The following is a 25,286-nucleotide window of genomic DNA, read 5'->3' as shown; positions in this document are numbered from 1 at the left end:
TGAGAACTAATCCTCGAACCCGTTCGGCATGTCGGCCTTCGCAAGCGCCGCGGCACGCGCCTTCATCCAGCCGTCGAGGAACGCCTTGTCATCCGCGGGCGGATTGGATTTTCCGTAATCGGTCCACGCGGCGCCAAGCACCTCTTGCCGCTTGATCAGCTTGTTGTTGTGCGCCTCCTGCGCGTCGCTCCATTGCCCGGCTTCCTTCAGCGCCTTCACCGCGCCGGGGTGCACCGGTACCACCCAGTTTTTGGTCTGGCGATCGGCCGCAAGCCCGCCCGCGCCGGGCGCGGAATCCTTGTAGGAATCGTAGTTCACGATCATCGCCTTGGTGATCGCATAGACCTGGTCGAGGGCTTGCGAGGCGTAGGCGACGAAGATCGGATAGGGATAGTTGCCGAGCTCGATCGGCTTGTCCGGCGAGATGCCGGCGCCGCAGGTCGCGGTCTGCGGGAAAAAGAACGAGCCGACCTTCTGCATCCGCGCCCAGCCTTCCTTGTCCTTGGCGGGCAGCGGCGGCCAAATCAGGCCGCGCGGCGAGGTCTCGGCTTCCTTGGCGGGGCCGGTGATGGTGGTCCCGAACGCGGCGTCGGTGTCGTTGTTGATCAGGCCCTTCCACATCGCGCCGTAGCTTGCGAACTCGACGACCTTGACGTCCTTCTGCGTCAGGCCGGCGAAGGCGAGCACCGCGAGCGAGTTCTGGTTCAGTGCTGGCGAGCCGACGACGAATCCGACACGCTTTCCCTTGAGGTCCTTGAGCTCCTTCACGCCTGTATCCGCAGCCACGCCGAGCGTGCCGCAATTGCAGTCGACGGATGAGAGCAGGATCTGGAGCGGTTGCGGGCCCCATTCCCTGGAGCCGAATTCGAACACGCCTTCCTGTGCGAAATAGGTGCCCGATCCCATCGCCGCGGAGACCGCACGCTTGGCGCGCAGCGGCGCGAGACGCGCGACGTCGTTGCCCGCGGGGAGCACGCGCACGTCGCTCGAGTATTTGTCCTTCATCATCTTGCCGACGCCGACCGCGATGTTGAAGCCGGCGGTGCCGGTGTCATAGGCGGTGAACGTCAATGTCGCCGGCAGCTTGATGTCTTCGGCGGACGCATAGCGTGTAGACGCAAAAGAAATGCCCGCCACCAAGGCAGGCGCGAGCATGATCAGCCCACGAAGCATGTTTCCCTCCAATGATCCTCGCGTTTGCCGCGACGATTTTCTTTCTTTGTTTGAAACAGGTTTTGTTTGAAACGGATCATGTCATCGCCATCAAGCGATGGCAACGCCGTACCGCGAACCCAGCAATGAGGCTGACAGATTGTCGCGGAAACGACGGGATAATGCAGTCAGTTCGCGACGATCGCGATCGCCTGTCCTTCGGCAACGACGTCGTCGAGCTTCACAAGAAGCGATGTGATCTCGCCGCTCACAGGAGAAAGCACAGGGATCTCCATCTTCATCGCTTCGACCACCACAATCTCATCGCCATCCGCAACGGTTCCTCCAACTTGCACGGGAGTTGCGCAGACGCGTCCGGCGATCTCGGTGACGATCTTAATTTCTGGCATGCCATCGCCTTTTTGTTGTGGTCGCAAAATGCCTGAGGTAGTTTCTTCTGCAAGCGGAATTTAATTCCGCACAGCGGAACAAGCGGTAGGGATCATGGGACGACGTTCGGAGCGGTTGAGTAGGCAAGGTGCGCTCGCTGGCGAAGCCGGTGAGGGTGATGTCATCCAGGTGGTGTCGCGCGCGTTCGACGTGTTGCGATGCTTCGAGGGCCACGATAGCAGGCTCGGCAATCTCGAGATTTCAAATCGCTGCGGCCTGCCGCGCTCGACGGTATCGCGGCTCACGCACACGCTGACCCGAATGGGGCAGCTGGTCTATCTGCCGCGCGATCAGAAATATCGCATCGGGCCGAGCGCGGTGGCGATGAGCGCCTCGATGATGAAGGGCGCGCAGCTGCGCAGCATGATCCGCCAGCGGCTCCAGGAAGTCGCCGAGCAACTGCCGGGCACCGTCGGCTTCGTGGTCCCGGATCGTTTCCATCTGGTCTATCTCCAGTTCGCGCGCTCGGCCTCGGCGCTCGGCTTGCACGAGGGCACCGGCAGCCGCATCTCGATGGCCTCGACCGCTGCGGGCGCAGCCTACACCGCGGCATTGGCGCCCGAGGTCGGCGATGCCTTCATCGCGGACATGGAGCGGGAAGCTCCCGAGGCTGCAAAGATCCTGCGGCCCCGCATCGAGGCCAACCGGCAGTCGCTGCATGAGCGCGGCTATGTCGTGGCCTGCGGCCTGTGGAGCCCGCATATCAACGGGCTAGCGGTGCCGATCTGGTCGCCGCAATACCAGACCTTCGTCGTCATCACGATCGGTCTTCTGTCGTCGATGTATGACGAGCAGCGTCTGCATACCGAAGTCGCCCCGTTGATGGTCGCGCTCGGCCGCTCGCTCGGCAGCCTGATGGACGGCGCGGAAGGCGACGTCTTCAACAATCGCATCTCGCGCAAACCGGTCGCCATGGCCGTGCACAACAATAACAAGCCGATCAATTCGGAGGGAGTGAATGAACTGGAAGCCGGAACTCGACGAGCTCGCCCGGCGCGAAGCCTTCGCGCGGGAGATGGGCGGCGTTGACAAGGTCAAGCGTCAGCATGACCAGGGCCGACTGACTGTTCGGGAACGTATCGACAGACTGACCGACAAGGGCAGCTTTCACGAAATCGGCGCCGTCTCCGGCGTCGGCGAATACGATTCCAGCGGCGAGTTGCAGAAATTGACGCCGGCGAACTGCGTGTTCGGCCGCGCGCGCGTCGAGGGCCGCACCGTCGTCGTGGTCGGCGACGATTTCACCGTGCGCGGCGGCTCGGCGGACGCGTCCATCTCCGCAAAACCGCTGATGGCGGAGGAGATGGCGCATGATCTCCGCCTGCCCATCGTCCGCATCATCGAAGGCTCCGGCGGCGGCGGCTCGGTCAAGACCATCGAGACCAAGGGCGCGGCGAACCTTCCGGGCGGCATCGGCGGCACACGCTGGTATCGCTTCACCACGGAGAATTTGTCGCGCGTACCCGTGGTCGCGCTCGGCCTCGGCTCGGTCGCAGGGCTCGGTGCCGCGCGTCTTGCCGCGAGCCACTATTCCATCATGACCCGGAAATCCGCGATGTTCGTCGCAGGCCCGCCGGTGGTGAAGGCGCTGGGGCAGGACCTCTCGAAGGAAGAGCTCGGAGGCGCCGATATCCAGACCCGCGCCGGCGCGGTCGATCATGCCGTCGAAACCGAGGAGGAGGCCTTTGCCTGCGCGCGGCGATTCCTGTCCTATCTGCCGTCGTCGGTTGACGGGCTGCCGCCGACCTTGCCGTGCACCGACAATCCGGAGCGCACCGAAGAGGCGCTGATGAGCGCGGTGCCACGCAACCGCAAGCAGGTCTACAAGATACGGCCGATCGTCGAACAGGTCGTGGACAAGGGTTCGTTCTTCGAGGTCGCCAAGAATTTCGGCAAGCCGATCATTGTCGGCCTCGCGCGGCTCGAGGGCAGGGCGGTGATGGTGCTTGCCAGCGACAGCTTTCACTATGGCGGCTCCTGGACCGCGGATGCCTGCCAGAAGGTGGTGCGCTGGGTCGACTTCGCTGAGACCTTCCATTTGCCGATCGTCTATCTGATGGACTGCCCCGGCTTCATGATCGGCCTTGATGCGGAGAAGGCGGGTACCATCCGCCAGGGCGTTCGCGCCATGGCCGCCGTCAACCAGACCACGGTGCCCTGGTGCACGGTGATTCTGCGCAATGCCTTCGGCGTCGCCGGCGTGGTGCATCAGCCGGCCGACCGCTTCTCGATCCGCTACGCCTGGCCGTCGGCCTATTGGGGCTCGCTCCCGCTCGAAGGCGGCATCGAAGCCGCCTATCGCGCGGACATCGACGCGGCCGAGGACAAGGCGGAGAAACTGAAAGAGATCGAGGACCGCCTCAACAAGCTGCGCTCGCCGTTCCGCTCCGCTGAAAAGTTCTGGGTGGAGGAGATCATCGATCCCCGGAAGACGCGGTCGCTGCTGTGCGAGTTCGCGCGGCTGGCGGAGCCGCTGCGAAAGTCAGGGCCGCCCGGGAATTTCTCGATTAGGCCCTAGGGTCAGCCTGCCCTCAGCCCGATACAATCGGGCAAAATTTGATCTAGCGCAAAGCCTCGCGCCCCATTGTCTGCAAGCCTCTCGCCGATAACAAGGGGAGGAACGCCATGACAAACGCGGGAAACGCGCTGCTTTGGACAGCCATCTATTTCGGTCTGTCGTTCGCTGCGATTTTTGCCGTTTGGTTCGCCGAGCGATTGCGGGCGAGTTTAACGAGCAAGCGGTAAAGCCCGCGAGCATCGCGACCAGGCCATAGGCAAAGCAATCGAGGGCTGTGCTCGCGCTTTGTCGCGGCAGCGATGACGTGACCTCAAAACAATAACGCGCTACGCTTCCCGGGCAAGAACAAGAGGAAGCGCTAATCGTGTATGACTTCATTATCGTGGGCGGCGGCTCGGCGGGGTCCGTGCTGGCCCACCGGCTCTCCGCCAGGAGCGCCAACAAGGTCCTGCTCTGCGAGGCCGGACAGGACACACCACCCGGAGACGAGCCGGCCGAGATCAGGGACAGCTATCCGGGGACGGCCTATTTCGATCCGCGCTTCCACTGGACCGAGCTCAAGGTCACGACCCAGATCGTCAGCCACAACAATCCGAACGAAGGACGTCCGCCGTTACGCAAATACGAGCAGGCACGCGTGCTTGGCGGCGGCTCCTCGATCAATGGCCAGATGGCCAACCGCGGCGCGCCGACCGACTACGACGAATGGGACGCACGCGGCGCTGCGGGGTGGAGCTGGAACGATGTGCTGCCCTTCTTCAGGAAGGTCGAGCGCGACCTCGATTTCGACGGGCCCTACCACGGCAAAGACGGCCGCATCCCGGTCCGCCGAATCCCCAGGGAGCACTGGACCCGGCATTCGCAGGCGTTCGCGCAAGCCTTCCAGCAGGCCGGACATCAGTTCGTAGCCGACCAGAATGGCGAGTTCGTCGACGGGTTCTTTCCGGTGACCCACTCGAACCAGGCCGAGCAACGCGTCTCGGCTGCCATGGGCTATCTTGATCGCGACACGCGCAAGCGCGCCAACCTGACGATCTCCACCAACACGCAAGTCAGGGAATTGCTGTTCGAAGGCACCCGGTGCGTCGGCGTGAAGGCTGTGGTCGAGGGGCGGGAGCAGGAATTCCGCGCCCGCGAGATCATCCTCTCCAGCGGCGCGATCCATTCGCCGGCGCATCTGTTGCGCGCCGGCATCGGGCCGGTCGGTCACCTCAAGGATATGGGCATTCCCGTGCTGATGGGACTGCAGGGCGTCGGCCAGCGCCTGATGGATCATCCCTCGATCTCGCTGTCGTCCTTTGTCCGCCGCGGCGCGCGGATGAACGAGCACACCAGGCGCCACATGCAGCTTGGCCTGCGTTACTCGTCCGGGCTCGAGGGCGTACCGAAAGGCGATATGTTCGTCGTCCTGCTCAGCAAATCGGCCTGGCACGCCGTCGGCGAGCAGATCGGATCGCTGCTGACATTCGTCAACAAGACCTATTCCGAGACCGGACAGGTCAAGCTTGCCTCGCGTGATCCGGCAGCCGAGCCGATCGTCGAGTTCAACCTGTTGTCCGACCGGCGCGACCTCGATCGCCTGATGAGCGGTTTCCGCAAGATGGCGGCCGTGCAGATGAGTGACGTCGTCAGGGCCGTGACGGACAAGCCGTTCCCGGCCTCCTATACCGACCGCGTGCGCAAGATCGGCGTGGTCAACACCAAGAATCGGATTCTGACCAGGATCGCCGCGGCCCTGATGGACGGGCCGGCAGTGCTGCGCCACTACATGATCGACAATTTCGTGGTCGAGGGCTTCACCTTCGACGACGTCATCAACGATGACGAGGCGCTGGAAGCCTTCGTGCGCAAGGCCACCATCGGCGTGTGGCACGCCTCGTGCTCGTGCCGCATGGGCCGGGCCGACGATCCGATGGCGGTGGTCGATCCAGAGGGGCGCGTCAAGGGCGTGCAGGGCCTGCGCGTCGTCGATGCCTCGATCTTCCCGGTGGTGCCCTGCGCCAACACCAATTTTCCGGTCCTGATGTCGGCGGAGAAGATCGCGGCCGCGATGATGCAGTGAGCCCGTGCGGCTTTTGGGCTGGCGAACTGCCTTGTCGATGACCGTCTAGGACCGCCAGTCAGACCGCAAAAGCTAAAGCGGGCGCCCGGAACGGTTCCGCGGCAGGCGGTCTGGCGGACATGCGTCCGGGGGCGGAACTTGGAACCCGGCTTAGGCGTTCTTTGCCAGATTTCGCCTTACGGCTGGGACCGGGCCGCTGACCGCGCGTCCCATCTCGGGCCGGCCGGAGCGCACTGTCGGCGATGGAGCTTCACGGGGGTTCAATGACCAATTCATCAAGCCGGGCGCAAACCAGCGACCCCGGAGAGTTGCCCAGGATTTCGACCGGCAGTGACGGCCTCGACGATATCCTGTACGGCGGGCTCGATCCCAATCGCATGTACCTCTACGAGGGTCGGCCCGGCTCGGGCAAGACCACGATGGCGCTTCAATTCCTTCTCGAGGGCGCCCGCTGCGGTGAACGCGTGCTCTATATCTCCCTGTCGGAAACCAAGCGTGAGCTGACGCTGGTGGCACAGCGGCATGGCTGGTCGCTGCAAGGCGTCGACATCTTCGAACTGGTGCCGCCGGAGACGACGCTCGATCCGGAGCGCGAGCTCACCGTCTTCCACCCCGCCGAAATGGAGCTGAGTGAAACCACCGGCCTGATATTCAAGGAGGTCGAACGGATCAATCCCGCGCGCGTGGTGCTGGACAGCCTGTCCGAGCTGCGCCTCCTTGCGCAGAACCCGCTGCGATACCGGCGCCAGGTTCTGGCCCTGAAGCACTTTTTCACCAACCGCAATTGCACGGTCATCCTCCTCGACGATCTCTCGTCGTCCCAGGACGATCTGCAACTCCATTCGATCGCGCATGGTGTCGTGATGCTCGAACAGCTCGCCATTGATTATGGAGCGGAGCGCCGGCGGCTTCGCGTGATCAAGATGCGCGGCATTCGATTTCGCGGCGGCTTCCACGATTTCACGATCGAAGCGGGAGGGGTGCGGATATTCCCCCGTCTGGTGGCGGCGGAACATCACACCTCGTTCATCGGTGAGTTGACGCCCAGCGGCAATACGCAACTCGACCAGCTCCTGGGAGGAGGGCTCGAGCGCGGCACCAGTGCGCTGCTTTTGGGCGCCGCCGGTGTCGGCAAGTCTTCTCTCGCGCTGACCTACGCGATCGCGGCGGCAGATCGCGGTGAGCATACGGTGTTCTTTGCCTTCGATGAAGGTCGCGGTACGGTGGAGGCCCGGGCTCGAACGCTGGGCCTGCCCCTCGAAAGCCATCTGCAATCGGGACTCATCCGATTTAAACAGATCGATCCCGCCGAGATGTCCCCCGGCGAATTCGCCGCCAATGTGCGCCAGAGCGTGGAAAAGGATAACGCGCGAATTGTTATCATCGACAGTCTGAACGGCTACCTCAACGCAATGCCGGACGAGCGATTTCTCATCCTTCAGATGCATGAGCTCCTGAGCTATCTCGGACAGAAAGGCGTGCTGACCGTCCTGATCCTCGCTCAGCACGGGCTGGTCGGTCCGATGGAAACGGCTCTCGATATCAGCTATTTGAGCGATGCCGTGCTGATGCTGCGCTATTTCGAAGTCGGCGGAACGGTGCGGCGTGCCCTCTCGGTCGTGAAGAAGCGCAGCGGCAATCATGAAAATTCCATCCGCGAGTTTCGTCTTGGCAGTGCCGGCATCACGGTCGGTCCTCCGCTGACCGGATTCAGCGGCATCTTTTCCGGGAATCCGCGTTACTCGGGCACGGAGATGCCGGAAGGGCTGTCGGAATGAGCGCCGACCGCGATCATTGCGTCCTGGTGTTTGCTCCGATCGGCCGCGATGGACCGGCATCGGTCGAGCTTTTCCGTAATTCGAATCTTCTGGCAATCAATTGTCGTGGTCTGCCTGAACTGGTCAGCGAGATGTCGGCGGGCGTGGGCGCGGTCCTTCTCGCCGAGGAGGGCTTGTTCGGAAAGGATACCCAGCCGCTGGCACATTGGATCGAGCGGCAGCCGCCCTGGTCCGACCTGCCCTTTGTCATTCTCACCAGCCACCGCGAGCAGCCGGCGGTGGTTGCCTGGCGCCGCAGCATCGTCGAGACACTCCGCAACGTTTCGCTGCTCGAGCGACCGGTTCAGCCGATCACGCTGACGAGCGCAATTCAATCCGCAATGCGGGCCCGCCGGCGGCAATATGAAATTCGGACCTTGCTGCAGGCGCGCGAGCGGACGGCCCAGGAGCTCGAGAAGCTCGTGGTCGAGCGCACGCGCGCGCTCGAGGAGGCCAACAAGCATCTGCGGGCCGAAATGGAAGAGCGTGCTCGCGTCGAGGAGACACTTCGTCAGGCCCAGAAGATCGAAGCCATCGGGCAATTGACCGGCGGAGTAGCTCACGACTTCAATAATCTGCTGATGGTCATCTCGGGTGGATTGGACATGCTCGATCGGCAGACGGATCCTGATCGGCGGCGTCGTCTGTTGGAAGGAATGGTTCAGGCGGCGCAGCGTGGTGCCGGCCTGACCAGGCAGCTTCTGGCTTTTTCACGGCGGCAGAAGCTCCGGCCCGAGGCCGTCGACATCCCAGCGCAAATCGGCGGCATGCGCGAATTGCTCGATCGGAGCCTGAGAGGCGACGTTCACGTCGAGTTCGATTTTCCGGAGGGGCTTTGGCCGGTGGAGGTCGATCCGGGAGAGCTGGAACTGGTCATTCTCAACCTGGCGGTCAATGCCCGCGATGCGATGCCGAACGGCGGCACGATCGTTGTCCGTGGCGAGAACCTGGCCGGCCTGGCCGAGGACGAGATCGCGGGCGATTACGTTCGTCTGTCCGTGATCGATAGAGGTGTTGGAATGAGCCCCGAGATCCTGGCGCGGGTCTTCGAACCGTTTTTCACGACCAAGGATGTCGGGAAAGGCTCGGGCCTGGGGCTTGCGCAGGTCCACGGATTTGCGACGCAATCACGCGGGATGGTTCGAATAAAATCGATCGTCGACGAGGGCACCAGCATCGAGCTCTATTTGCCGCGATCCAGGAATATTCCTTCGGGTGAACGGCATCTCATCGACCTGAACAGGGCGCGTCCCAAGAAGGCCAATCATGGCCGGGTTCTCCTCGTCGAAGACGACGACGAGGTCGCCGCGCTGGTCAGCGAGATGCTTGCGCAGCTCGGTTACCAGGTCACGCGCGCGGCCAGCGCTGCGGCGGCTCTCGGGGCCCTAGCCGACGGCCGCTCCGTCGATCTGGTGTTTTCCGACATCATGATGCCGGGCGGCATGAACGGTGTCGAACTCGCGTCCGAGATCAGGAGAAGGCGAAGCGACATCCCGGTCCTGCTGACGAGCGGATACGCCGAAGCCGCGGTTTACGAGGCCGAAATGGCCGGGATCCGGATACTGTCGAAACCCTACCACATCGACGAGCTCGCCGCAGCGCTCAGCGCTGCAAAATCGGACTTTCGGATCGGCGCGGAAACCAAGCGCTCCGGGGCGTCGTGAACGGGGCTGTGGCACCGCCTCGATAAGCTGCGTTCGATCGGGCGCTGCCGATTCAGCTAGTGAATGATCTGGTTTAGAAAAGCCTTCGCCCGTTCCGTGCGAGGGGCTTTGAAGAACGTTTCCGGCTCGGCCTCTTCGATGATGCTGCCACGATCCATGAAGACCACCCGATCGGCGACCTCCCGGGCGAACCCCATCTCGTGCGTCACGCACACCATCGTCATTCCCTCTTTCGCCAGCTCGACCATGGTTTCCAGTACCTCCTTGACCATCTCGGGGTCGAGAGCCGATGTCGGTTCGTCGAACAGCATGATCTTGGGCTGCATGCACAGCGCTCGCGCGATGGCGACACGTTGCTGCTGACCGCCCGACAATTGCGCGGGATACTTGTCGGCCTGATCCTGAATGCGGACCTTCCGCAGTAGGCCGAGTGCGCGATCGCGCGCCTCGGACTGCGAAATCCCGCGAACCCTGATCGGAGCCAGCATGCAGTTTTCCGCGACGGTGAGGTGCGGAAAAAGATTGAAGCTCTGAAATACCATCCCGACTTCACAACGTACGCTGTTGATGTCGGCGATGCGATTGGTCAGCTCGACACCATCGACGATGATCCTGCCTGCATCGTGCTTCTCGATATGGTTGATGCACCGGATGAGGGTGGACTTGCCGGAGCCTGATGGTCCGCAGAGCACGATCTTCTCGCCCTTGTCGACCTTGAGGGTAACGTCGTTCAGCGCGGTGAACGGGCCGAACCGCTTCACTACGTTCTCGACGACGACGATCTCGGCGGATCGTGTGGCATTGCTGACAGTCGATCGAGGCATGTTCGTCTCCCCATTGCGAGCCCGTTCGGTACCCCGATGGTCAGCGGGCAGCGGCAACAGCATATCGCTTGCGAAGGATGGCGACGCACTGGGACGTCGCAGAGCTGATGACGAGATAGGCTACTGCTATGACGAGGTACATTTCGACGAGGCGGCCGTTGAGCTGCGCGAGCTTGGAGGCGGCACCGAGAAGATCCGTCAACGACAGGACATAGACGAGAGACGTGTCCTGAAACAGGATGATCGTCTGGCTCAGGATGATCGGGCTTGCCACCCGCAGGACCTGCGGGAGGACAATGTGGCGGTAGGTGTCGTAGGTGGACAGCGCGAGGGCTTGGCAGGCCTCAAACTGGCCCTTGTTCACGGCACGCAGTCCAACGCGGATGATCTCGGAATAGTAGGCCGCCTCGAACAAGCCGAAAGTGATGAAGGCGGTATAGGTGGCGCCGATCGGGATGGGGCGGCCGTTGCCGCTAAGGTGCCCGAGCACGATCGGCACCAGGAAGAAAAACCAGAACAGAACGAGGATCAGCGGGATCGACCGGATGATCGCAACGTAGCCGCGGATGATCTGGGCAACCACGGGAATCTCGAAGTGCTGCGCCAGCGCAAGGCAGGTTCCGAGAATCATGCCGATGGCGAACGCGGCGGCCGTGAGCGACAGTGAGAACAGCAGGCCCGACCAGAGATAGGGCCATGACTGCGCGACGATCGAGAAATCGAGGGCGTTCATTTCGCGGCCTCCATGACGTGGGGCAAGGCGCCTTGCCGCACTTCGCCGCCGGCGAGATCCTGGTCAGCCGGTAGCGTGGCGGGCGCGCTACCCGGAATCCGGACGGCTCTGTCGATCAGCGCCATGGCTTGATAGGCAATCAGTGCCAGACAGAGATAGACGATGGTCGCCGCGCCAAAGGCAGTGAATGTCTGGAACGTCGCTTCACTGATCTGGCGTGCCTGGGCGGTCAGCTCCATCAAGCCGATCGTGAGTGCGACGGAGGTGTTCTTGTAGATGCCCATCACCTCGCTCGTGAGGCTCGGCACGATGAGGCGCAAGGCCTGCGGCACGATGACGTGTCGATAGGCGAGGTAACCGCTGAGGCCGAGGGCGTTGGCGGCTTCGAGCTGTCCCTTTGGGAGCGCCTCGATGCCGGCCCGGACCTGCTCAGCTATGCGGGAAGCCGTGTAGAGCCCGAGGCAAAGAAGTGCCGGGAAGAACGATGCCCATGGTGGCGGGATCTGCTTGATTGCATCTCCGATTGCGCTTGGCACCACCTCTGGGAAAACAAAATACCAGAGGAACATCTGCACAAGGACAGGGATGTTCCGGAATATCTCGACATAGAGCCGGGCCGGTATCGCGAAGACGCGATTTTGCACCGTGCGGCCCACGCCGACGATCACCCCGATGCCGAAGGCGATCCACCAGCCGAAGAAGGCGAGAGCGAGTGTCCAGCCGAGGCCCGACAGCAGCCAGTCGATATAGCGCTGGCCGTCCGCCGTCTGTTCAAAAAGCACTCCGAACATCGCGAGTCCTCAAAGTTGCAGGTGCGGACGAGGATGACCTGGCGAGACGATCGGCTCCGACAGTCAGTCGACAGCATCGCTGGGATGCGCGATCCGGCCCATCAACTCGTCGGTGAGCGGAAATGCGAGATTCTCACCCTTCGGCGGGATCGGCTTGGTGAACCATTTTGCGTAGGTCTTCTCGAATTGGCCTGATGCCATTTGCTTGGAGAGAACGTCGTCGACGAGTGCCTTGAAGCCGGCATCGCCCTTCGTGAACATCAGCCCCGTAGTAGATCTTCGCGTAACCCTCGGGAAGGAACAGGAGTGCGTCCGGATTCGGCGCCGCAGCCTTGAGCCCGGCGAGGAGAATATCGTCCTCCATGAAGGCGGCCGCACGGCCGGTGTTCAACATGAGGAAGGATTCCGCATGGTCCTTGGCTTGGACGATGTTAAGGCCGAGCTGTTCCTTGGCGTTGACGCCCTGCGCGAAGCCGACCGCGTTGGAGCCTTGGGTGACGACGATCGTCTTGCCTTTCAGGTCGCCGGCGGTCTTGACGCCACTGGCGGCTTTGACCAGCCATCGCGGCTGGCTGACGAACGTGGCGACCGAAAACGAGACCTGTTCCTGCCGTTTCTTGTCATTCGCGGTGCCGCCGCATTCGATGTCGACGGTCCCGCTCTGGATCAGCGGTATCCGGTTCGACGAGTTCACCGGGGTGAAGCTGACCTTGAGATTGGGCAATCTCAGCTCCTCCTTGACGCGGTCGACGATCGCCGCGCAGAGATCGAGCGAGAAACCGACGGGCTTCTGGTCGGGCCCGAGGTACGAGAACGGTATCGAGGCCTCACGGTGGCCGATCGTAATCGCACCGCTGGATTTGATCTTGTCCAGCGTCGGGCTATCCGCCGCCGCGGAGGGGCTTGCGTTGATAGCTAAGAGCGCCGGGAGAAGTCCCAATACCTGAACGAGCTGTTTCATGGTTTTTGCCATCCCATCGTTTGTCAAATTCAAGCTGCAACCGAAGGGCGTCCGAGCCCTCGCCGGCGAACGACGTCGATCAGGCGATCGATATCCGTCGCGGTGTTGAACATGCCGAGCGATACGCGGATGCCGTCACGTTCGGGCGAAACGCGCACGCCGTTCTCCTCGAAATGCCCGAGCCAGTCCGCTGCGGGCAGGGCGATGACGTAGATGTGCGGAGCGCGGTGTTGTCGCTCGCGTGGGCCAACCAGGCGCACGTCCAGTTCGTCCAGGCGAGCGATCAGGTGATCGCCGAGGTCGAAGCAGTGGTTCTGGATGTTCTGCACCCCGATCTGCTCGATCATGTCGAGGGAAGCACCCAGAGCATGGATCGCGGGCAGATTGAAGTTGCCAAGTTCGAAGCGCCTGGCGGTCGGAGAGGGCGCCATTTTGTCCGGACGCGCGATGAGGTCGCTGGGGATATCGGCGAGGCTCGCGGCCGCCATATAGGCCGGTTCCAGCTCTCCAAGGGATTTGTCCCAATAGAGAAGCCCGAGCCCTTGCGGAACGAGCAATCCCTTGTGGCTGCCGGAGCCGATGAAGCTGGCGCCGATCGCCTTCGCGTCAACAGGTACGACGCCGATCGCCTGCATCACATCGACGACGAAGTAGAGCTTCTTCCTGGCGCACATCGTGCCGACGCTCTCGATGTCAAAGCAGTGACCGGCATGGAAGGTCACATGCGACATCGAGATCGCACGCGTCCTGTCGTCAATGAAGGTAGCAAAGCTGTCGCCGTCGACGATATCCGTCATCGGAACGAAGCGGATTTCTACGCCCTTCCGCTGCAGATTGAGGAACGCGTAGGCGTTGTTCGGATGATCGCCATGGATCATCAGAACATTGTCACCGGCCTGGAGCGGCAGTGCGTTTGCCGCGATGTTCATGCTTTCCGACGTGTTTTTCGTGAAGGCGATCTCGTCTGCTGTCACGCCGAGAAAGCGAGCGACCTTGGCGCGGGTCTGCTCCACCCGGTCGAGCCAGGCGCTTTTCGGGCCAGCCGTCTCGAAGCCCTCGCGGAGGAAGAGCTCGATCGCGGCTTTCACCGGGCGCGCGAGCGGCGTTTGAAATCCCGAGTCCAGATAAACCATCCGTTCAACGGCAGGGAATTCCTTCCTCACGGCGTCCACGTCGTAGTGACGAGACATGCACATCTCCTGTTGAGCGCGCCGTCGGACTTGGCAGTCGGCCGAGCGACGGAGCGACATTTCGAAACGGCGAGACTGCGTTGCACAACTTTTGGTCAATCGCCCGCAGCGCCAAGAATATGAGCTTTCCGGATCGGGACAAACGGAATTGTCGAATATCAATAGATTTTATTCCGAAAAATGATAATTGTTGGATTATTGTGTATTTTGCTGCCAATCCCAACCGGTAGGGAAATGACGAAGCAAGTTGAGAGAGATGGACCCTTGGACCGCGCTCTCGCGATCGTTCGGCATGTTGCTGACCAACGCAAAGCCGTCTCAGCGGCAGAGATCGCGAAGGCTCTCACGCTGCCTCTTCCAACGGCGCACAGGTTGGTCGGAAATCTTGAAGGCCGCGGACTGCTTCAGAAGGCGTTGGGGACCAAGCGTTACGTTGTCGGTAATCAACTCGTCACGCTGTCCGCGACGGTGATCGGAGCGGCCTTCCGCACAGCGCGGCGGCACGCGGTACTTCGAGCTGTCGCGGCAGAAATCGGCGAACAATGCGAAATCGGCGTCGTGCGCGATAATTCCGTCGCGTATGTGGACAGCGTTCGCGTTTCGGAGCCGCAAGGCCTTCAGTTCAATCCGGGAGAAGCGGCGCCGCTACACTGCACGTCCACCGGAAAGATCTACATGAGCGGATTGCCCGAGCGGACCCGGGTGAAGCTGTGCCGCGCACTCGCTCTGACCAAATTCACTGAAACGACGATTGTCGATGTCCCAGCGCTGATGAAGGTGCTCGAAGAGACGCGGCAGCGCGGCTGGGCCAAAACGAACGAAGAGTACGTGAAAGGCGTGGTGGGGTGTGCCGTGCCCATCCTGTCCCCGGATCGAGAGCTCATCGCTTGCCTGGGCGTCTCCGTGCCGGTGGCACGCGTCAGCTTCGTCGAGTTGGATCGGTTCATAGGCCCACTGCAAAAGGCTGCCGCTCTGCTGTCGGAGACCATTTTGCAGGTTGAAGGGGATGACGACGCAGATGCCCAACGATGACATCCTGCTCCTGTTTTGCCCGACGAGTCAAATCGTTTTCGGTAAAGCGTAAGTCATTGATCCGCCACGCTCCGGCTACTGTGCATGGGGTTGTTTTCGCACTTTTTGTTTGAGCGCTGGTCGCGCCTTCCAGTACGTCTTCCGCCCAGCGCGCGGCATCCCGAAACCGAAGAAGCCGGTATCGCGCGGATCGGTGACGCCGCGGTCTTCGGCGTCACCACCACGATCAGGTCCTAAGCCATCGCGGCTTGCGGCTTCGGCTTCGGTTGTCGCGACAGCGTCAGCACGATCAGCGCGGCGAACACGCAGAGCGCGCCGGCGATGAAGAAGGCGGGCAGGTAGCTCTGATAGACCGTCCGCGAGAAGCCGGCGCCGAAGGCAGCGGTGCCCGCGCCGAGCTGGTGGCCGGCAAAGATCCAGCCGAACACCAGATTGGCGCGCTCGGGCCCGAATTTCTGCGCGGTCAGGCGCACCGTGGGCGGCACGGTTGCGATCCAGTCGAGCCCGTAGAACATCGCGAAGATCGAGAGCCCATAGAACGAGAAATCGCTGAACGGGAGGAAGATCAGCGAGAGCCCGCGCAGGCCGTAGTACCAGAACAGCAGGTAGCGGTTGTCATAGCGGTCCGACAGCCAGCCCGACATGATGGTGCCGAAGAAGTCGAAGATGCCCATCGCGGCCAGCAAGCCCGCGGCCTGCACCTGCGGGATGCCGAAATCGAGGCACATCGGAATCAGGTGCACCTGCACGAGGCCATTGGTGGATGCGCCGCAAACGAAGAACGTCGCGAACAGGACCCAGAACGCGCTGCTCTTCGAGGCGTCGCGCAGCGTGCCGAGCGCAACGCCGGTGATCGAGCCATGGCTGACGGGCGGGGCGGGCAAGGGTGTGGTGCCTTCGTCGCCGAACGGGCGCAGGCCCAGATCGCTCGGACGGTCGCGCATCGCGAGCAGGACCGCGAGGGCCGAAACACCAAGCGCGATGCAGACGAAGCCGAGCGCCAGCCGCCAGCCGAAACGTTCGGTGAGGCTTGCCAGCAGCGGCAAAAACACGAGCTGACCGGTGGCGACGCTCGCGGTCATGATGCCGACGACCAGGCCGCGCCGCGCCGCGAACCATCGCGTCGCGATGGTGGCGCCCAGCACCAGCGCGGTCATGCCGGTGCCGATCCCGATCACCACGCCCCACAGCGCGACGAGCTGCCAGACCTCTGTCATGCCGAGCGAGAGCACCAGCGCCGAGACCACGATGAGCTGTGCGGTCAGCGTGACGTTGCGCAGGCCGTAGCGGTTGAGCAGCGCTGCCGCGAACGGCGCCATCAGCCCGAACAGGATGAAGCGGATCGACAGTGCGGACGAGATCTCCGCCGTGCTCCAGCCGAACTCCTGCTGAAGCGGAACGATGAACACGCCGGGCGCGCCGACCGTGCCGGCGCTGATCAGCGCGGTGAGGAAGGTCACGCCGACCATCACCCAGCCGTAGTGGATATTGCGGCGGCCGAGCGTTGCCGCGAGCCAGTTCGAGATCATTGGGCCTCAATCTTAATGGGCAGGCGAGAGACCTGCGCAAGCTTGCAGAATGGCACGGGACTCGTCTGTCAAAAATGACAGAGTTCCCTCACTTCCGGACTTTCACGTCAGTGCGTCAAGCGCTCCACCGCGATCGCGGTGGCTTCGCCGCCGCCGATGCAGAGCGCCGCCACGCCGCGCTTGAGGTTTCGCGCCTCGAGCGCATGAAGCAGCGTCACGATCAGCCGTGCGCCGGTGGCGCCGATGGGATGGCCGAGCGCGCAGGCGCCACCGTTGATGTTGAGCTTCTCGCGGGGAATGCCGAGGTCGCGCTGCGCCGCCATCGCCACTACGGCGAAGGCTTCGTTGATCTCGAACAGGTCGACGTCGGCGGCACTCCAGCCGACTTTGTCCAAGAGCTTGCGGATCGCCGGGATCGGCGCCGTGGTGAACCATTGCGGTTCCTGGCTGTGGGTGGCGTGGCCCTTGATCTCGGCCAGAGCCGGCAGGCCGCCGCGATCGGCGAGCGACCGCTTCGTCAACACCAGCGCAGCGGCGCCGTCGGCATTGGCGGAGGAGGCCGCCGGCGTGATGGTGCCGTTGGCGCGGAACGCCGGCTTCAGCCCGGGGATTTTTGCGGGATCGACCCTCAGCGGATGCTCGTCATTGGCGACGATGCGGGGACCGGCCTTCTCGCTCAGCGTGATCGGCGCAATCTCGGCCTTGAACGCGCCGCCCTCGACCGCCTTGCGCGCCCGGCTGAGCGTTTCCATCGCGTAGGCGTCCTGGTCCTTGCGGGTGAATTGATAGGCCTCTGCCGTGGCCTCGCCGAAATCGCCCATGGAGCGGCCGGTCTCGTAGGCGTCTTCGAGGCCATCCATCATCATGTGGTCGATGATGCGGTCGTGGCCGGCGCGATAGCCGCCACGGGCCCTGGCGAGGAGATATGGCGCGTTGCTCATGCTCTCCATGCCGCCGGAGACGACGATCTCGGCCGAGCCGGCGCGGATGATGTCGTGCGCCAGCATGGTCGCCTTCATGCCGGAGCCGCAGACTTTGTTGACGGTGGTGGCGCCGGTGGCGTCGGGCAGGCCGGCGGCACGCGCAGCCTGGCGCGCCGGGGCCTGGCCCTGGCCGGCGGGAAGGACGCAGCCCATGAAGACTTCGTCGACCTTCTCCGGCGCAAGCTTGGCACGCTCCAGTGCCGCGCCGATCACGTGTGAACCGAGCTTGTGTGCGGAGAGCGGCGACAACTCGCCCATGAAGCGGCCGAGCGGGCTTCGGACGGCGGAGACGATGACGACGGGATCGGCGGCTTCGGCCATGGGGAGACTCCCTCAGATGTCGAACGTGTAAGATTACGATCATCATATGATGCGGCGCAAAAAATGCAACCGCGTCCGGCATGAGAAATTGTCGTGGGTCAGATGAGATTTGCTCGTTCGGACGGACGAGGCGGAGAGCGCCTACCGCTTCCGATTCACAAACGCGCCCATCAGCCGCGTCGGCTCGTCCGTCAGGAACGACTCGCCGAAGACTTTGACGCTCAAATTCACCGACTCCGTCAGCGGCAGCTCCTCCCATTGCCGCAGCAGTGCCTTCTGCGACCGCAGCGCCTCGGGGCCGCATTCGAGCAGCGCCGTCACGAGGTGCTCGACCTCGGCATCGAGCCCGCCCTCCGGCGCGACCTTGTCGACCAGCCCCCACGCCAGCGCCGTCGGCGTGTCGATGTTCTCAGCGGTCATCACCAGCCAGCGCGCGCGGGCCCACCCGATCAGGCGCGGCAGCAGCGCCGCATGGATCACCGAGGGAATGCCGACACGCACCTCCGGCATGCCGAAATGCGCATCATGGGCGGCGATCCGGAAATCGCAGGCTGCCGCGACTTCGAGCCCGCCGCCAAGGCACCAGCCGGGCATGCGCGCGATCATCGGGGCCGGGAATTGGCGCACGGCCTCGCAGAGGTCGCGCAGGCGGCTGATGAAGGCCTCGGCGGACTTCTGGTCGAGCCTGGCCATCTCCTTGATGTCGGCGCCGCCGATCATGCTCTTCTCGCTCTGGCCGCGCAGCACCACAACCCGGATGCTGCGGTCGGACGAGAGCTGCTGCAAGCCTTCGCGCACCGCATCGGTGACGGGCGAGCCCAAAATGTTCAGCGAGCCGGCGTTGCAGATGGCGACATGAACGACGCCGCGCGCATCGCGGGTCACGCCGCAGTGGTTGTTGAGCATTTCCATGATGGGATCTCTGAGCTTCGTGGACGTGCGAATACGCCGGTCGGGATCACTTCCGGGCCGAAACGCATTGCTTGTCAAGCGGGCGGGGAGGGAGTTGCCAGCGCGAAGTCCGCAGCATAGTATGATGAAAATCATACCAAGAGGCCGCGATGACCAGCATCGATCAACTCGACCTGTTTTCGCCCGCGCAGCGGCGCGAGCGGGTGGTGGAGTGGCAGGTGCCGGCGCCGGTTGCGAAAGTGGCGATGGGCCTGTCAGGCATGGATGCGATGCTGGGCATCCGCGACGGAAGGCTGCCGCCGCCACCTTTTGCCAAGCTGATCGGCTTCGTCATGGCTGTGGTCGAGCCGGGCCGGATCGTCATGGAACTCGAGCCGCGCGAGGATCTCGAGAACACCATCGGCCTCCTGCACGGAGCTACAGCCGCCGCGCTGATCGACACCGCCATGGGGTGTGCGATCTCGACCAGACTGGAGTCCGGGCAGGGCTCCGTCACGCTCGATCTGAAAATGACCTTCCTGCGTCCGCTCTCGGTCCGGTCCGGGTTGATCTCCGCCGAAGGCAAGGTGATCAAGCTGGGACGCCAGAGCAGCTACACCGAGGGATTCGTCCGCGACGGTAAGGGGGCACTTGCGGTGCACGCAACGGCGACCTTTTCCATGATCGGCAACAATTTTACCGGGAATTAATGCGCCGTCCGGCCGATATCCGTGTTATTAGATGACCTTCGACATCCAATGAGATCCGCATGCGCTATTCCCGGGAACACAAGCAGGAAACCCACGACCGCATCGTGAAGAAGGCATCCGTGCGGCTGCGCGAAAAGGGCGCCCACGGCATCGGTGTCGCCGACCTCATGAAGGAAGCGGGCCTGACCCACGGCGGCTTCTACGCCCATTTCGATTCCCGCGAGGCGCTGGTGATCGAGGCGTTCGACTACGCCATGAATCGCTCGATGGAGCACTGGCGCAAGCAGTCCGATCAGGTCGCGCCGGAAAAGCAGCTCAGTCAGATCGTCGAGACCTATCTCTCGACGGTGCATCGCGACAACCCCGGTCACGGTTGCTCGATCCCCGCGCTAGGCGCCGAGATCGCCCGCGAGAGCCCGAAGACGCGAAAGGCGTTTGCCGGCAAGCTCGACGAGATGATCGAGATGATGACAGACTTCATCCCGAATCTGCCGCGCAAGGCCGCGCGCAAGCAGGCGATCGCGACGCTGGCCACCATGGCCGGCACCATGCTGCTGGCGCGCATCGCCGGCTCCAGCGAGCTGTCGGACGAGGTGCTGAAGACGGGCAAGGACAGCGCGCTGGATGGCGCCCGCCGCGAGCCGAAGGCTGCGGTTGCGAAGAAGGCGAAGCAGAGTTAGGCGGAGGTGCCGTTGAATGCGTAGGGTGGGTTAGCCGAAGGCGTAACCCACCATGCTTCACTGAGCGCTGGACGAAGTTGGTGGGTTAGCCGAGCAGATGCGCTTTGCGCATCTGCAGGGCTAACCCACCCTACGAAGTCCGCCCCGCAAACAGCGCCCGCTCGCGTTCTACAATCTCGGAAATATAATCCGCCACCGCGCGAATTCGCGCGAGGTCCTTGCTGTCGGCGTGCATCAGCATCCAGAAGGTGCGGGTGATCGACACCTCTTCCGCCAGTACCGCAATCAGCTGCGGATAGTCGGCCGCCATGAAATGCGGCAGCACGGCGATACCGAAGCCGGCGAGCGTGGCGTTGAGTTGGGCGATCAGATTGGCGCTGCGCAAGCGTGCGGAGATCTTGGGCGACACCTGCGGCAGATAGTCGAGCTCGGGCGTGAACAAGAGCTCCTCGATATAGCCGACGAAGCGATGCTGCGGCAGGACCTCGCGCGAGGTGATTTTCGGGAAGCGGTCGAGATAGGCGGGCGCGGCATAGAGCCCGAGGCGGTAGTCGAGCAGCTTGCGGCCGACGATGCGGCCTTCCTTCGGCATGGTCAGGCTGATCGCGATATCGGCCTCGCGCTTGGAGAGGCTGAACAGCCGCGCGGTGGCCACGAGTTGCAAATCGAGATCGGGATACCGGTCGGCGAAGGCTCCGAGCCGCGGCGCTAGGAACGCGGTCCCGAAGCCGTCGGGGGCGCCGATCCGCACCGTGCCGGTCAACCGCGCCACCGACCCGCCGACCTGCTCCTGGTTGGCGACGATGGTCGATTCCATGGCTTCCGCGCTGTCTGCGACGCGCTGGCCAGCCTCTGTCAGCAGGTAGCCGGTCTTGCGACGGTCGAACAGCTTGGCCGACAGGTGCTTCTCCAGCCGGTCGACACGGCGGATCACGGTGGCATGGTCGACGCCGAGCTGTTTTGCCGCAGCCGAAACCGAGCCGCCCCGCACGATGGCCAGCACGAAGCGGAAGTCGTCCCAGTCGATAGCGCCTTGATCCAGCATTTTCGCACATCTATGGTGCATTATCTCAGACTTGAATCCTATAAAATGCAGGTCGATAGGATTTGTCAAAGCGTTCAAGCTCGCCTCAAGGAGACCATTCCATGCGTTCAGTCGGACATTTCATTGGTGGCAAGGAGGTCAAGGGCACCTCGGGCCGCACCGCCGACGTATTCGAGCCGATGACCGGTGACGTCCAGGCCAAGGTGGCGCTGGCGTCCAAGGCCGAGGTCCGCGCCGCCGTGGAGAACGCCCGCGCCGCGCAGCCGGAATGGGCTGCGACCAACCCGCAGCGCCGCGCCCGCGTCATGATGAAGTTCGTCGAACTGGTGCAGCGCGACTACGACAAGGTCGCCGAACTGCTCGCCCGCGAGCACGGCAAGACCGTCCCGGACGCCAAGGGCGACATCCAGCGCGGCCTCGAAGTCGCGGAATTCGCCTGCGGCATTCCGCATCTGATGAAGGGCGAATACACCGAAGGCGCCGGCCCCGGCATCGACATCTATTCCATGCGTCAGGCGCTCGGCGTCGTCGCCGGCATCACGCCGTTCAATTTCCCGGCGATGATCCCGATGTGGAAATTCGCTCCCGCAATTGCCTGCGGCAACGCCTTCATCCTGAAGCCGTCGGAGCGCGATCCCGGCGTGCCGATGATGCTTGCCGAGCTGATGATCGAGGCGGGCCTGCCCGCCGGCATCCTCAATGTCGTCAACGGTGACAAGGAAGCGGTCGACGCCATCCTCGACGATCCCGATATCAAGGCCGTCGGCTTCGTCGGCTCCACGCCGATCGCGCAATATATCTACGAGCGCGCAGCCCAGACCGGCAAGCGCTGCCAGTGTTTTGGCGGCGCCAAGAACCACGCCATCATCATGCCAGACGCCGACATGGACCAGGCGGTCGACGCACTGATCGGCGCCGGCTACGGTTCGGCCGGCGAACGCTGCATGGCGGTTTCGGTCGCCGTTCCCGTCGGCAAGTCCACTGCCGACCGCCTAATGGAAAAGCTGGTCCCGCGCGTCGAGTCGCTCAAGATCGGCACCTCGATCGATCCGTCCGCCGATTACGGTCCGCTGGTGACGCGCGAGGCGGTCGAGAAGGTCAAAGGCTATATCGACATCGGCATCAAGGAAGGCGCGACGCTCGCCGTCGACGGCCGCGGCTTCAAGATGCAGGGCTACGAAAACGGCTTCTATCTCGGCGGTTCGCTGTTCGACAACGTCACCAAGGACATGCGGATCTACAAGGAAGAGATTTTTGGCCCCGTGCTCTCGGTCGTGCGCGCGCACGATTACAAGGAAGCGCTGGCGCTGCCGTCGGAGCATGATTACGGCAACGGCGTTGCGATCTTCACCCGCGACGGCGATGCTGCGCGCGACTTCGCGGCCAAGGTCAATGTCGGCATGGTCGGCATCAACGTGCCGATCCCGGTGCCGATCGCCTATTACACCTTCGGCGGCTGGAAGAAATCCGGTTTCGGCGATCTCAACCAGCACGGCCCGGATTCGGTGCGCTTCTACACCAAAACCAAAACGGTGACCTCGCGCTGGCCGTCCGGCGTCAAGGAAGGCGCGGAGTTCTCGATCCCGCTGATGAAGTAAGGCTGTAGCCCAGCCCGTCATTGCGAGCGTAGCGAAGCAATCCAGACTTTCTCCTCGGACACACTGGATTTGCTTCGTCGCTTCGCTCCTCGCAATGACGAGAACAGTGAGCAGCCCATCATGCAGTTCGCTCTGAACGAGGATCAGATCGCGGTTCGCGACATGGCGTTGGCGTTTGCGGCGGAGAAGATCGCGCCGCACGCGCTGCGCTGGGACGAGGAGAAACATTTTCCCGTCGAGGTCATGCGCGAGGCCGCCACGCTCGGCATGGGCGGCATCTACATCCGCGAGGATGTCGGCGGCTCCGCCATGACGCGGTTCGATGCCGCGCTGATCTTCGAGGCGCTGGCGACGGGTTGTCCGACCACCTCGGCCTTCATCTCCATCCACAACATGGCGTCCTGGATGATCGATGCCTACGGCAGCGATACCCAACGCCACAAATGGCTGCCCAAGCTCTGCACCATGGAGCTGATCGCGAGCTACTGCCTGACCGAGCCCGGCGCCGGCTCGGATGCGGCGGCGCTCCGCACCCGTGCCGTGCGCGACGGCGATCATTACGTCCTCAACGGCCAGAAGCAGTTCATCTCCGGCGCCGGCGGGACCGATCTGCTGGTCGCGATGGTGCGCACTGGCGGCGACGGTCCCGGCGGCATCTCCACCCTCGTGATCCATGGCAAGACCCCGGGCGTCTCATTCGGCGCGAACGAGCGCAAGATGGGCTGGAACGCGCAGCCGACCCGCGCCGTGATCTTCGAAAACGTCCGCGTTCCGGTCGCCAATCGCTTGAACGAGGAGGGCGTCGGCTTCAAGATCGCGATGGCCGGTCTCGACGGCGGCCGCCTGAACATTACGGCATGCTCGCTCGGCGGCGCGCAGACCGCGCTCGACAAGGCGCGCGCCTACATGAAAGAGCGCAAAGCCTTCGGCAAGCGTCTGGACGAATTCCAGGCGCTGCAGTTCCGCCTCGCCGACATGGCGATCGAGCTCGAGGCCGCGCGCACCTTCCTGTGGCGCGCAGCAGCCGCGCTGGACCGCAAGGATCCCGACGCCACCATGCTCTGTGCGATGGCCAAGCGTTTTGGCACCGATGCCGGCTTCGAGGTTGCCAACCAGGCGCTCCAGCTTCATGGCGGCTACGGCTATCTCAGCGAATACGGCATCGAGAAGATCGTGCGCGATTTGCGCGTGCACCAGATTCTCGAAGGCACCAATGAAATCATGCGGCTGATCGTGGCGCGCAAATTGATCGAGGGCGCCCGATGAGTGGAACGGAGGAGGGCGACCTCGTCGCACGGGTCGAGGGCTCGGCCGGCATTGTCAGGCTCAACCGTCCGAAGGCCATCAACGCCGTGACGCTCGAGATGTTTCGCGACATCGACAAGGCGCTCGACCTTTTTGAGGCCGATCCAGCCGTTGCCGTGATCGTGCTGGAAGGTGCAGGCGAGCGCGGCCTGTGCGCCGGCGGCGACATCCGCGCGCTCTGGGAGAACTCGAAGGTCGACGGCGACCTCGGCAAGATACTCTGGCGGGAAGAGTACATCCTCAACGCCCGGATCAAGAAATTCCCAAAACCCTATGTCGCCTTCATGGACGGCATCGTGATGGGCGGCGGCGTCGGACTCTCGGCGCATGCGAGCCATCGAATCGTGACCGATCGCACCAGGCTCGCGATGCCTGAGGTCGGGCTCGGTTTCTTCCCTGACGTCGGCGGCACCTGGCTGTTGTCACGCGCGCCGGGCGAGATCGGCACTTATTTCGGCCTGACCGGCCAGACCATGAACGGCCCCGATGCGATCCACGCCAGGTTTGCAGACGCGGTGGTCACGGCAGCCAAATGCCCCGAGTTGCGCGACGCGCTGACCAAGGTTCGCCAGGGCGTCACCGCGGCCGATGTCAGCAAGCTCATCAACGGTTTTGCGACCGGGGAGACCGCCGGGCCGGTCGCCGCAAAGGAGCCGGCGATCGACGCATTGTTCGGCTTCGACCGCATGGAAGACATCGTCGCCGCGCTCAGGCGCGACGGTTCCGAGTTCGCGCTGGCGACATTGAAGACGCTCAACGAAAAATCGCCGCGCGGCATGGTGGTGACGCTCAAGCTGCTGCGGCTCGCGCGCACCGCGTCGAGCCTGGAAGAATGCCTGGTGCGCGAATATCGCGCTGCGCTGGAAGTCTTCCGCAGCGACGACTTTCGCGAAGGCGTGCGCGCCGCCGTGATCGACAAGGATCGCAATCCGACCTGGTCGCCGTCGCGGGTCGAGGACGTCACGCCGGACATGCTTGCGCACTATCTCGCCGAGATCGGCGCCGACGAATTGAAGTTCAACTAATCAAC

21 protein-coding genes and 1 pseudogene are annotated in these 25,286 nt (G+C 63.3%); 11 read left to right on the top strand and 11 right to left on the bottom strand.

From position 1 onward, the window contains the following. Window positions 1–6: 6 nt before the first annotated feature. Together AC0L27_RS06005 and AC0L27_RS06000 are read right to left on the bottom strand one after the other, a co-directional pair. The gene (locus tag AC0L27_RS06005; protein ID WP_354204143.1) at window positions 7–1,173 is read right to left on the bottom strand and encodes a TAXI family TRAP transporter solute-binding subunit; all 1,167 of its coding nucleotides are present in this window, start codon (window positions 1,171–1,173) and stop codon (window positions 7–9) included. Between the two features lie 167 nt (window positions 1,174–1,340). Then, window positions 1,341–1,562, bottom strand: coding sequence for an acyl-CoA carboxylase biotin carboxyl carrier protein subunit (locus AC0L27_RS06000; protein ID WP_063992790.1), 222 nt, complete (start codon window positions 1,560–1,562; stop codon window positions 1,341–1,343). A gap of 94 nt (window positions 1,563–1,656) precedes the next feature. On the opposite strand from AC0L27_RS06000, the gene AC0L27_RS05995 reads away from it, so the two are divergent. The 5 genes from AC0L27_RS05995 to AC0L27_RS05975 all read left to right on the top strand — a co-directional run bounded on the left by AC0L27_RS05995 (window position 1,657) and on the right by AC0L27_RS05975 (window position 9,663). Continuing rightward, a complete protein-coding gene (locus AC0L27_RS05995; RefSeq protein WP_354204141.1) occupies window positions 1,657–2,631 on the top strand; it encodes an IclR family transcriptional regulator in 975 nt (324 codons plus the stop codon). Next, on the top strand, window positions 2,561–4,120 hold the full coding sequence (locus AC0L27_RS05990) for an acyl-CoA carboxylase subunit beta (RefSeq protein WP_473318108.1): 1,560 nt from the start codon (window positions 2,561–2,563) through the stop codon (window positions 4,118–4,120). The genes AC0L27_RS05995 and AC0L27_RS05990 overlap by 71 nt, the downstream gene beginning before the upstream one ends. Before the next feature lie 364 nt (window positions 4,121–4,484). Then, window positions 4,485–6,182 carry a GMC family oxidoreductase gene (locus AC0L27_RS05985; RefSeq protein ID WP_354254910.1) on the top strand — a complete coding sequence of 566 codons (1,698 nt, stop codon included), beginning with the start codon at window positions 4,485–4,487 and terminating at the stop codon, window positions 6,180–6,182. Between the two features lie 263 nt (window positions 6,183–6,445). Continuing rightward, on the top strand, window positions 6,446–7,960 hold the full coding sequence (locus tag AC0L27_RS05980; protein WP_354204137.1) for an ATPase domain-containing protein: 1,515 nt from the start codon (window positions 6,446–6,448) through the stop codon (window positions 7,958–7,960). Further along, window positions 7,957–9,663, top strand: a complete 1,707-nt coding sequence (locus AC0L27_RS05975; protein ID WP_473318107.1) for a response regulator — start codon at window positions 7,957–7,959, stop codon at window positions 9,661–9,663. Before AC0L27_RS05980 ends, AC0L27_RS05975 begins: the two co-directional genes overlap by 4 nt. Before the next feature lie 56 nt (window positions 9,664–9,719). On the opposite strand, the gene AC0L27_RS05970 is transcribed toward AC0L27_RS05975, so the two are convergent. From AC0L27_RS05970 to AC0L27_RS05950, 5 genes and pseudogenes are all read right to left on the bottom strand, one after another. Then, entirely contained in the window at window positions 9,720–10,487 is a 768-nt protein-coding gene (locus tag AC0L27_RS05970; RefSeq protein WP_354204566.1) for an amino acid ABC transporter ATP-binding protein, read from the bottom strand. A gap of 40 nt (window positions 10,488–10,527) precedes the next feature. Beyond that, the gene (locus AC0L27_RS05965) at window positions 10,528–11,220 is read right to left on the bottom strand and encodes an amino acid ABC transporter permease (RefSeq protein ID WP_275167318.1); all 693 of its coding nucleotides are present in this window, start codon (window positions 11,218–11,220) and stop codon (window positions 10,528–10,530) included. Then, the gene (locus AC0L27_RS05960; RefSeq protein WP_354204132.1) at window positions 11,217–12,011 is read right to left on the bottom strand and encodes an amino acid ABC transporter permease; all 795 of its coding nucleotides are present in this window, start codon (window positions 12,009–12,011) and stop codon (window positions 11,217–11,219) included. Before AC0L27_RS05960 ends, AC0L27_RS05965 begins: the two co-directional genes overlap by 4 nt. Window positions 12,012–12,074: 63 nt before the next feature. Next, window positions 12,075–12,972, bottom strand: a pseudogene (locus tag AC0L27_RS05955) (amino acid ABC transporter substrate-binding protein). A 29-nt stretch (window positions 12,973–13,001) separates the two neighbouring features. After that, window positions 13,002–14,162 (bottom strand): aminotransferase class V-fold PLP-dependent enzyme, encoded by a 1,161-nt coding sequence (locus AC0L27_RS05950; RefSeq protein WP_354204128.1) that lies wholly within the window; start codon window positions 14,160–14,162, stop codon window positions 13,002–13,004. A gap of 234 nt (window positions 14,163–14,396) precedes the next feature. On the opposite strand from AC0L27_RS05950, the gene AC0L27_RS05945 reads away from it, so the two are divergent. After that, a complete protein-coding gene (locus AC0L27_RS05945) occupies window positions 14,397–15,194 on the top strand; it encodes an IclR family transcriptional regulator (protein ID WP_354204126.1) in 798 nt (265 codons plus the stop codon). 233 nt (window positions 15,195–15,427) lie between these two features. On the opposite strand, the gene AC0L27_RS05940 is transcribed toward AC0L27_RS05945, so the two are convergent. From AC0L27_RS05940 to AC0L27_RS05930, 3 genes are all read right to left on the bottom strand, one after another. Next, window positions 15,428–16,723 carry an MFS transporter gene (locus tag AC0L27_RS05940; protein ID WP_354055409.1) on the bottom strand — a complete coding sequence of 432 codons (1,296 nt, stop codon included), beginning with the start codon at window positions 16,721–16,723 and terminating at the stop codon, window positions 15,428–15,430. 107 nt (window positions 16,724–16,830) lie between these two features. Then, complete coding sequence (locus tag AC0L27_RS05935; protein ID WP_354204124.1) at window positions 16,831–18,027, bottom strand: acetyl-CoA C-acyltransferase; 1,197 nt, start codon at window positions 18,025–18,027, stop codon at window positions 16,831–16,833. Window positions 18,028–18,168: 141 nt separating this feature from the next. After that, on the bottom strand, window positions 18,169–18,939 hold the full coding sequence (locus AC0L27_RS05930) for an enoyl-CoA hydratase (RefSeq protein WP_354204122.1): 771 nt from the start codon (window positions 18,937–18,939) through the stop codon (window positions 18,169–18,171). 149 nt (window positions 18,940–19,088) lie between these two features. Between AC0L27_RS05930 and AC0L27_RS05925 the strand changes: the two genes are divergently transcribed. Beyond that, window positions 19,089–19,628 carry a PaaI family thioesterase gene (locus AC0L27_RS05925; RefSeq protein WP_354204120.1) on the top strand — a complete coding sequence of 180 codons (540 nt, stop codon included), beginning with the start codon at window positions 19,089–19,091 and terminating at the stop codon, window positions 19,626–19,628. A 59-nt stretch (window positions 19,629–19,687) separates the two neighbouring features. Then, the gene (locus tag AC0L27_RS05920; RefSeq protein ID WP_354055401.1) at window positions 19,688–20,308 is read left to right on the top strand and encodes a TetR/AcrR family transcriptional regulator; all 621 of its coding nucleotides are present in this window, start codon (window positions 19,688–19,690) and stop codon (window positions 20,306–20,308) included. Window positions 20,309–20,438: 130 nt separating this feature from the next. On the opposite strand, the gene AC0L27_RS05915 is transcribed toward AC0L27_RS05920, so the two are convergent. Next, the gene (locus AC0L27_RS05915) at window positions 20,439–21,353 is read right to left on the bottom strand and encodes a LysR family transcriptional regulator (protein ID WP_354204118.1); all 915 of its coding nucleotides are present in this window, start codon (window positions 21,351–21,353) and stop codon (window positions 20,439–20,441) included. Window positions 21,354–21,454: 101 nt separating this feature from the next. On the opposite strand from AC0L27_RS05915, the gene AC0L27_RS05910 reads away from it, so the two are divergent. The 3 genes from AC0L27_RS05910 to AC0L27_RS05900 all read left to right on the top strand — a co-directional run bounded on the left by AC0L27_RS05910 (window position 21,455) and on the right by AC0L27_RS05900 (window position 25,281). After that, window positions 21,455–22,951: a CoA-acylating methylmalonate-semialdehyde dehydrogenase gene (locus AC0L27_RS05910; RefSeq protein WP_354204116.1), complete on the top strand. Its 1,497-nt coding sequence runs from the start codon at window positions 21,455–21,457 to the stop codon at window positions 22,949–22,951. Between the two features lie 120 nt (window positions 22,952–23,071). Further along, window positions 23,072–24,217, top strand: coding sequence for an isobutyryl-CoA dehydrogenase (locus AC0L27_RS05905; RefSeq protein WP_354204114.1), 1,146 nt, complete (start codon window positions 23,072–23,074; stop codon window positions 24,215–24,217). Beyond that, the gene (locus AC0L27_RS05900) at window positions 24,214–25,281 is read left to right on the top strand and encodes an enoyl-CoA hydratase/isomerase family protein (RefSeq protein WP_354204112.1); all 1,068 of its coding nucleotides are present in this window, start codon (window positions 24,214–24,216) and stop codon (window positions 25,279–25,281) included. The genes AC0L27_RS05905 and AC0L27_RS05900 overlap by 4 nt, the downstream gene beginning before the upstream one ends. The last annotated feature ends 5 nt before the right edge of the window (window positions 25,282–25,286 follow it).

The organism is Bradyrhizobium sp. Ken51 (assembly GCF_055807435.1).
Note: the sequence above shows the minus strand (reverse complement) of the source record. Positions and strands in the feature narration are given on the sequence as shown.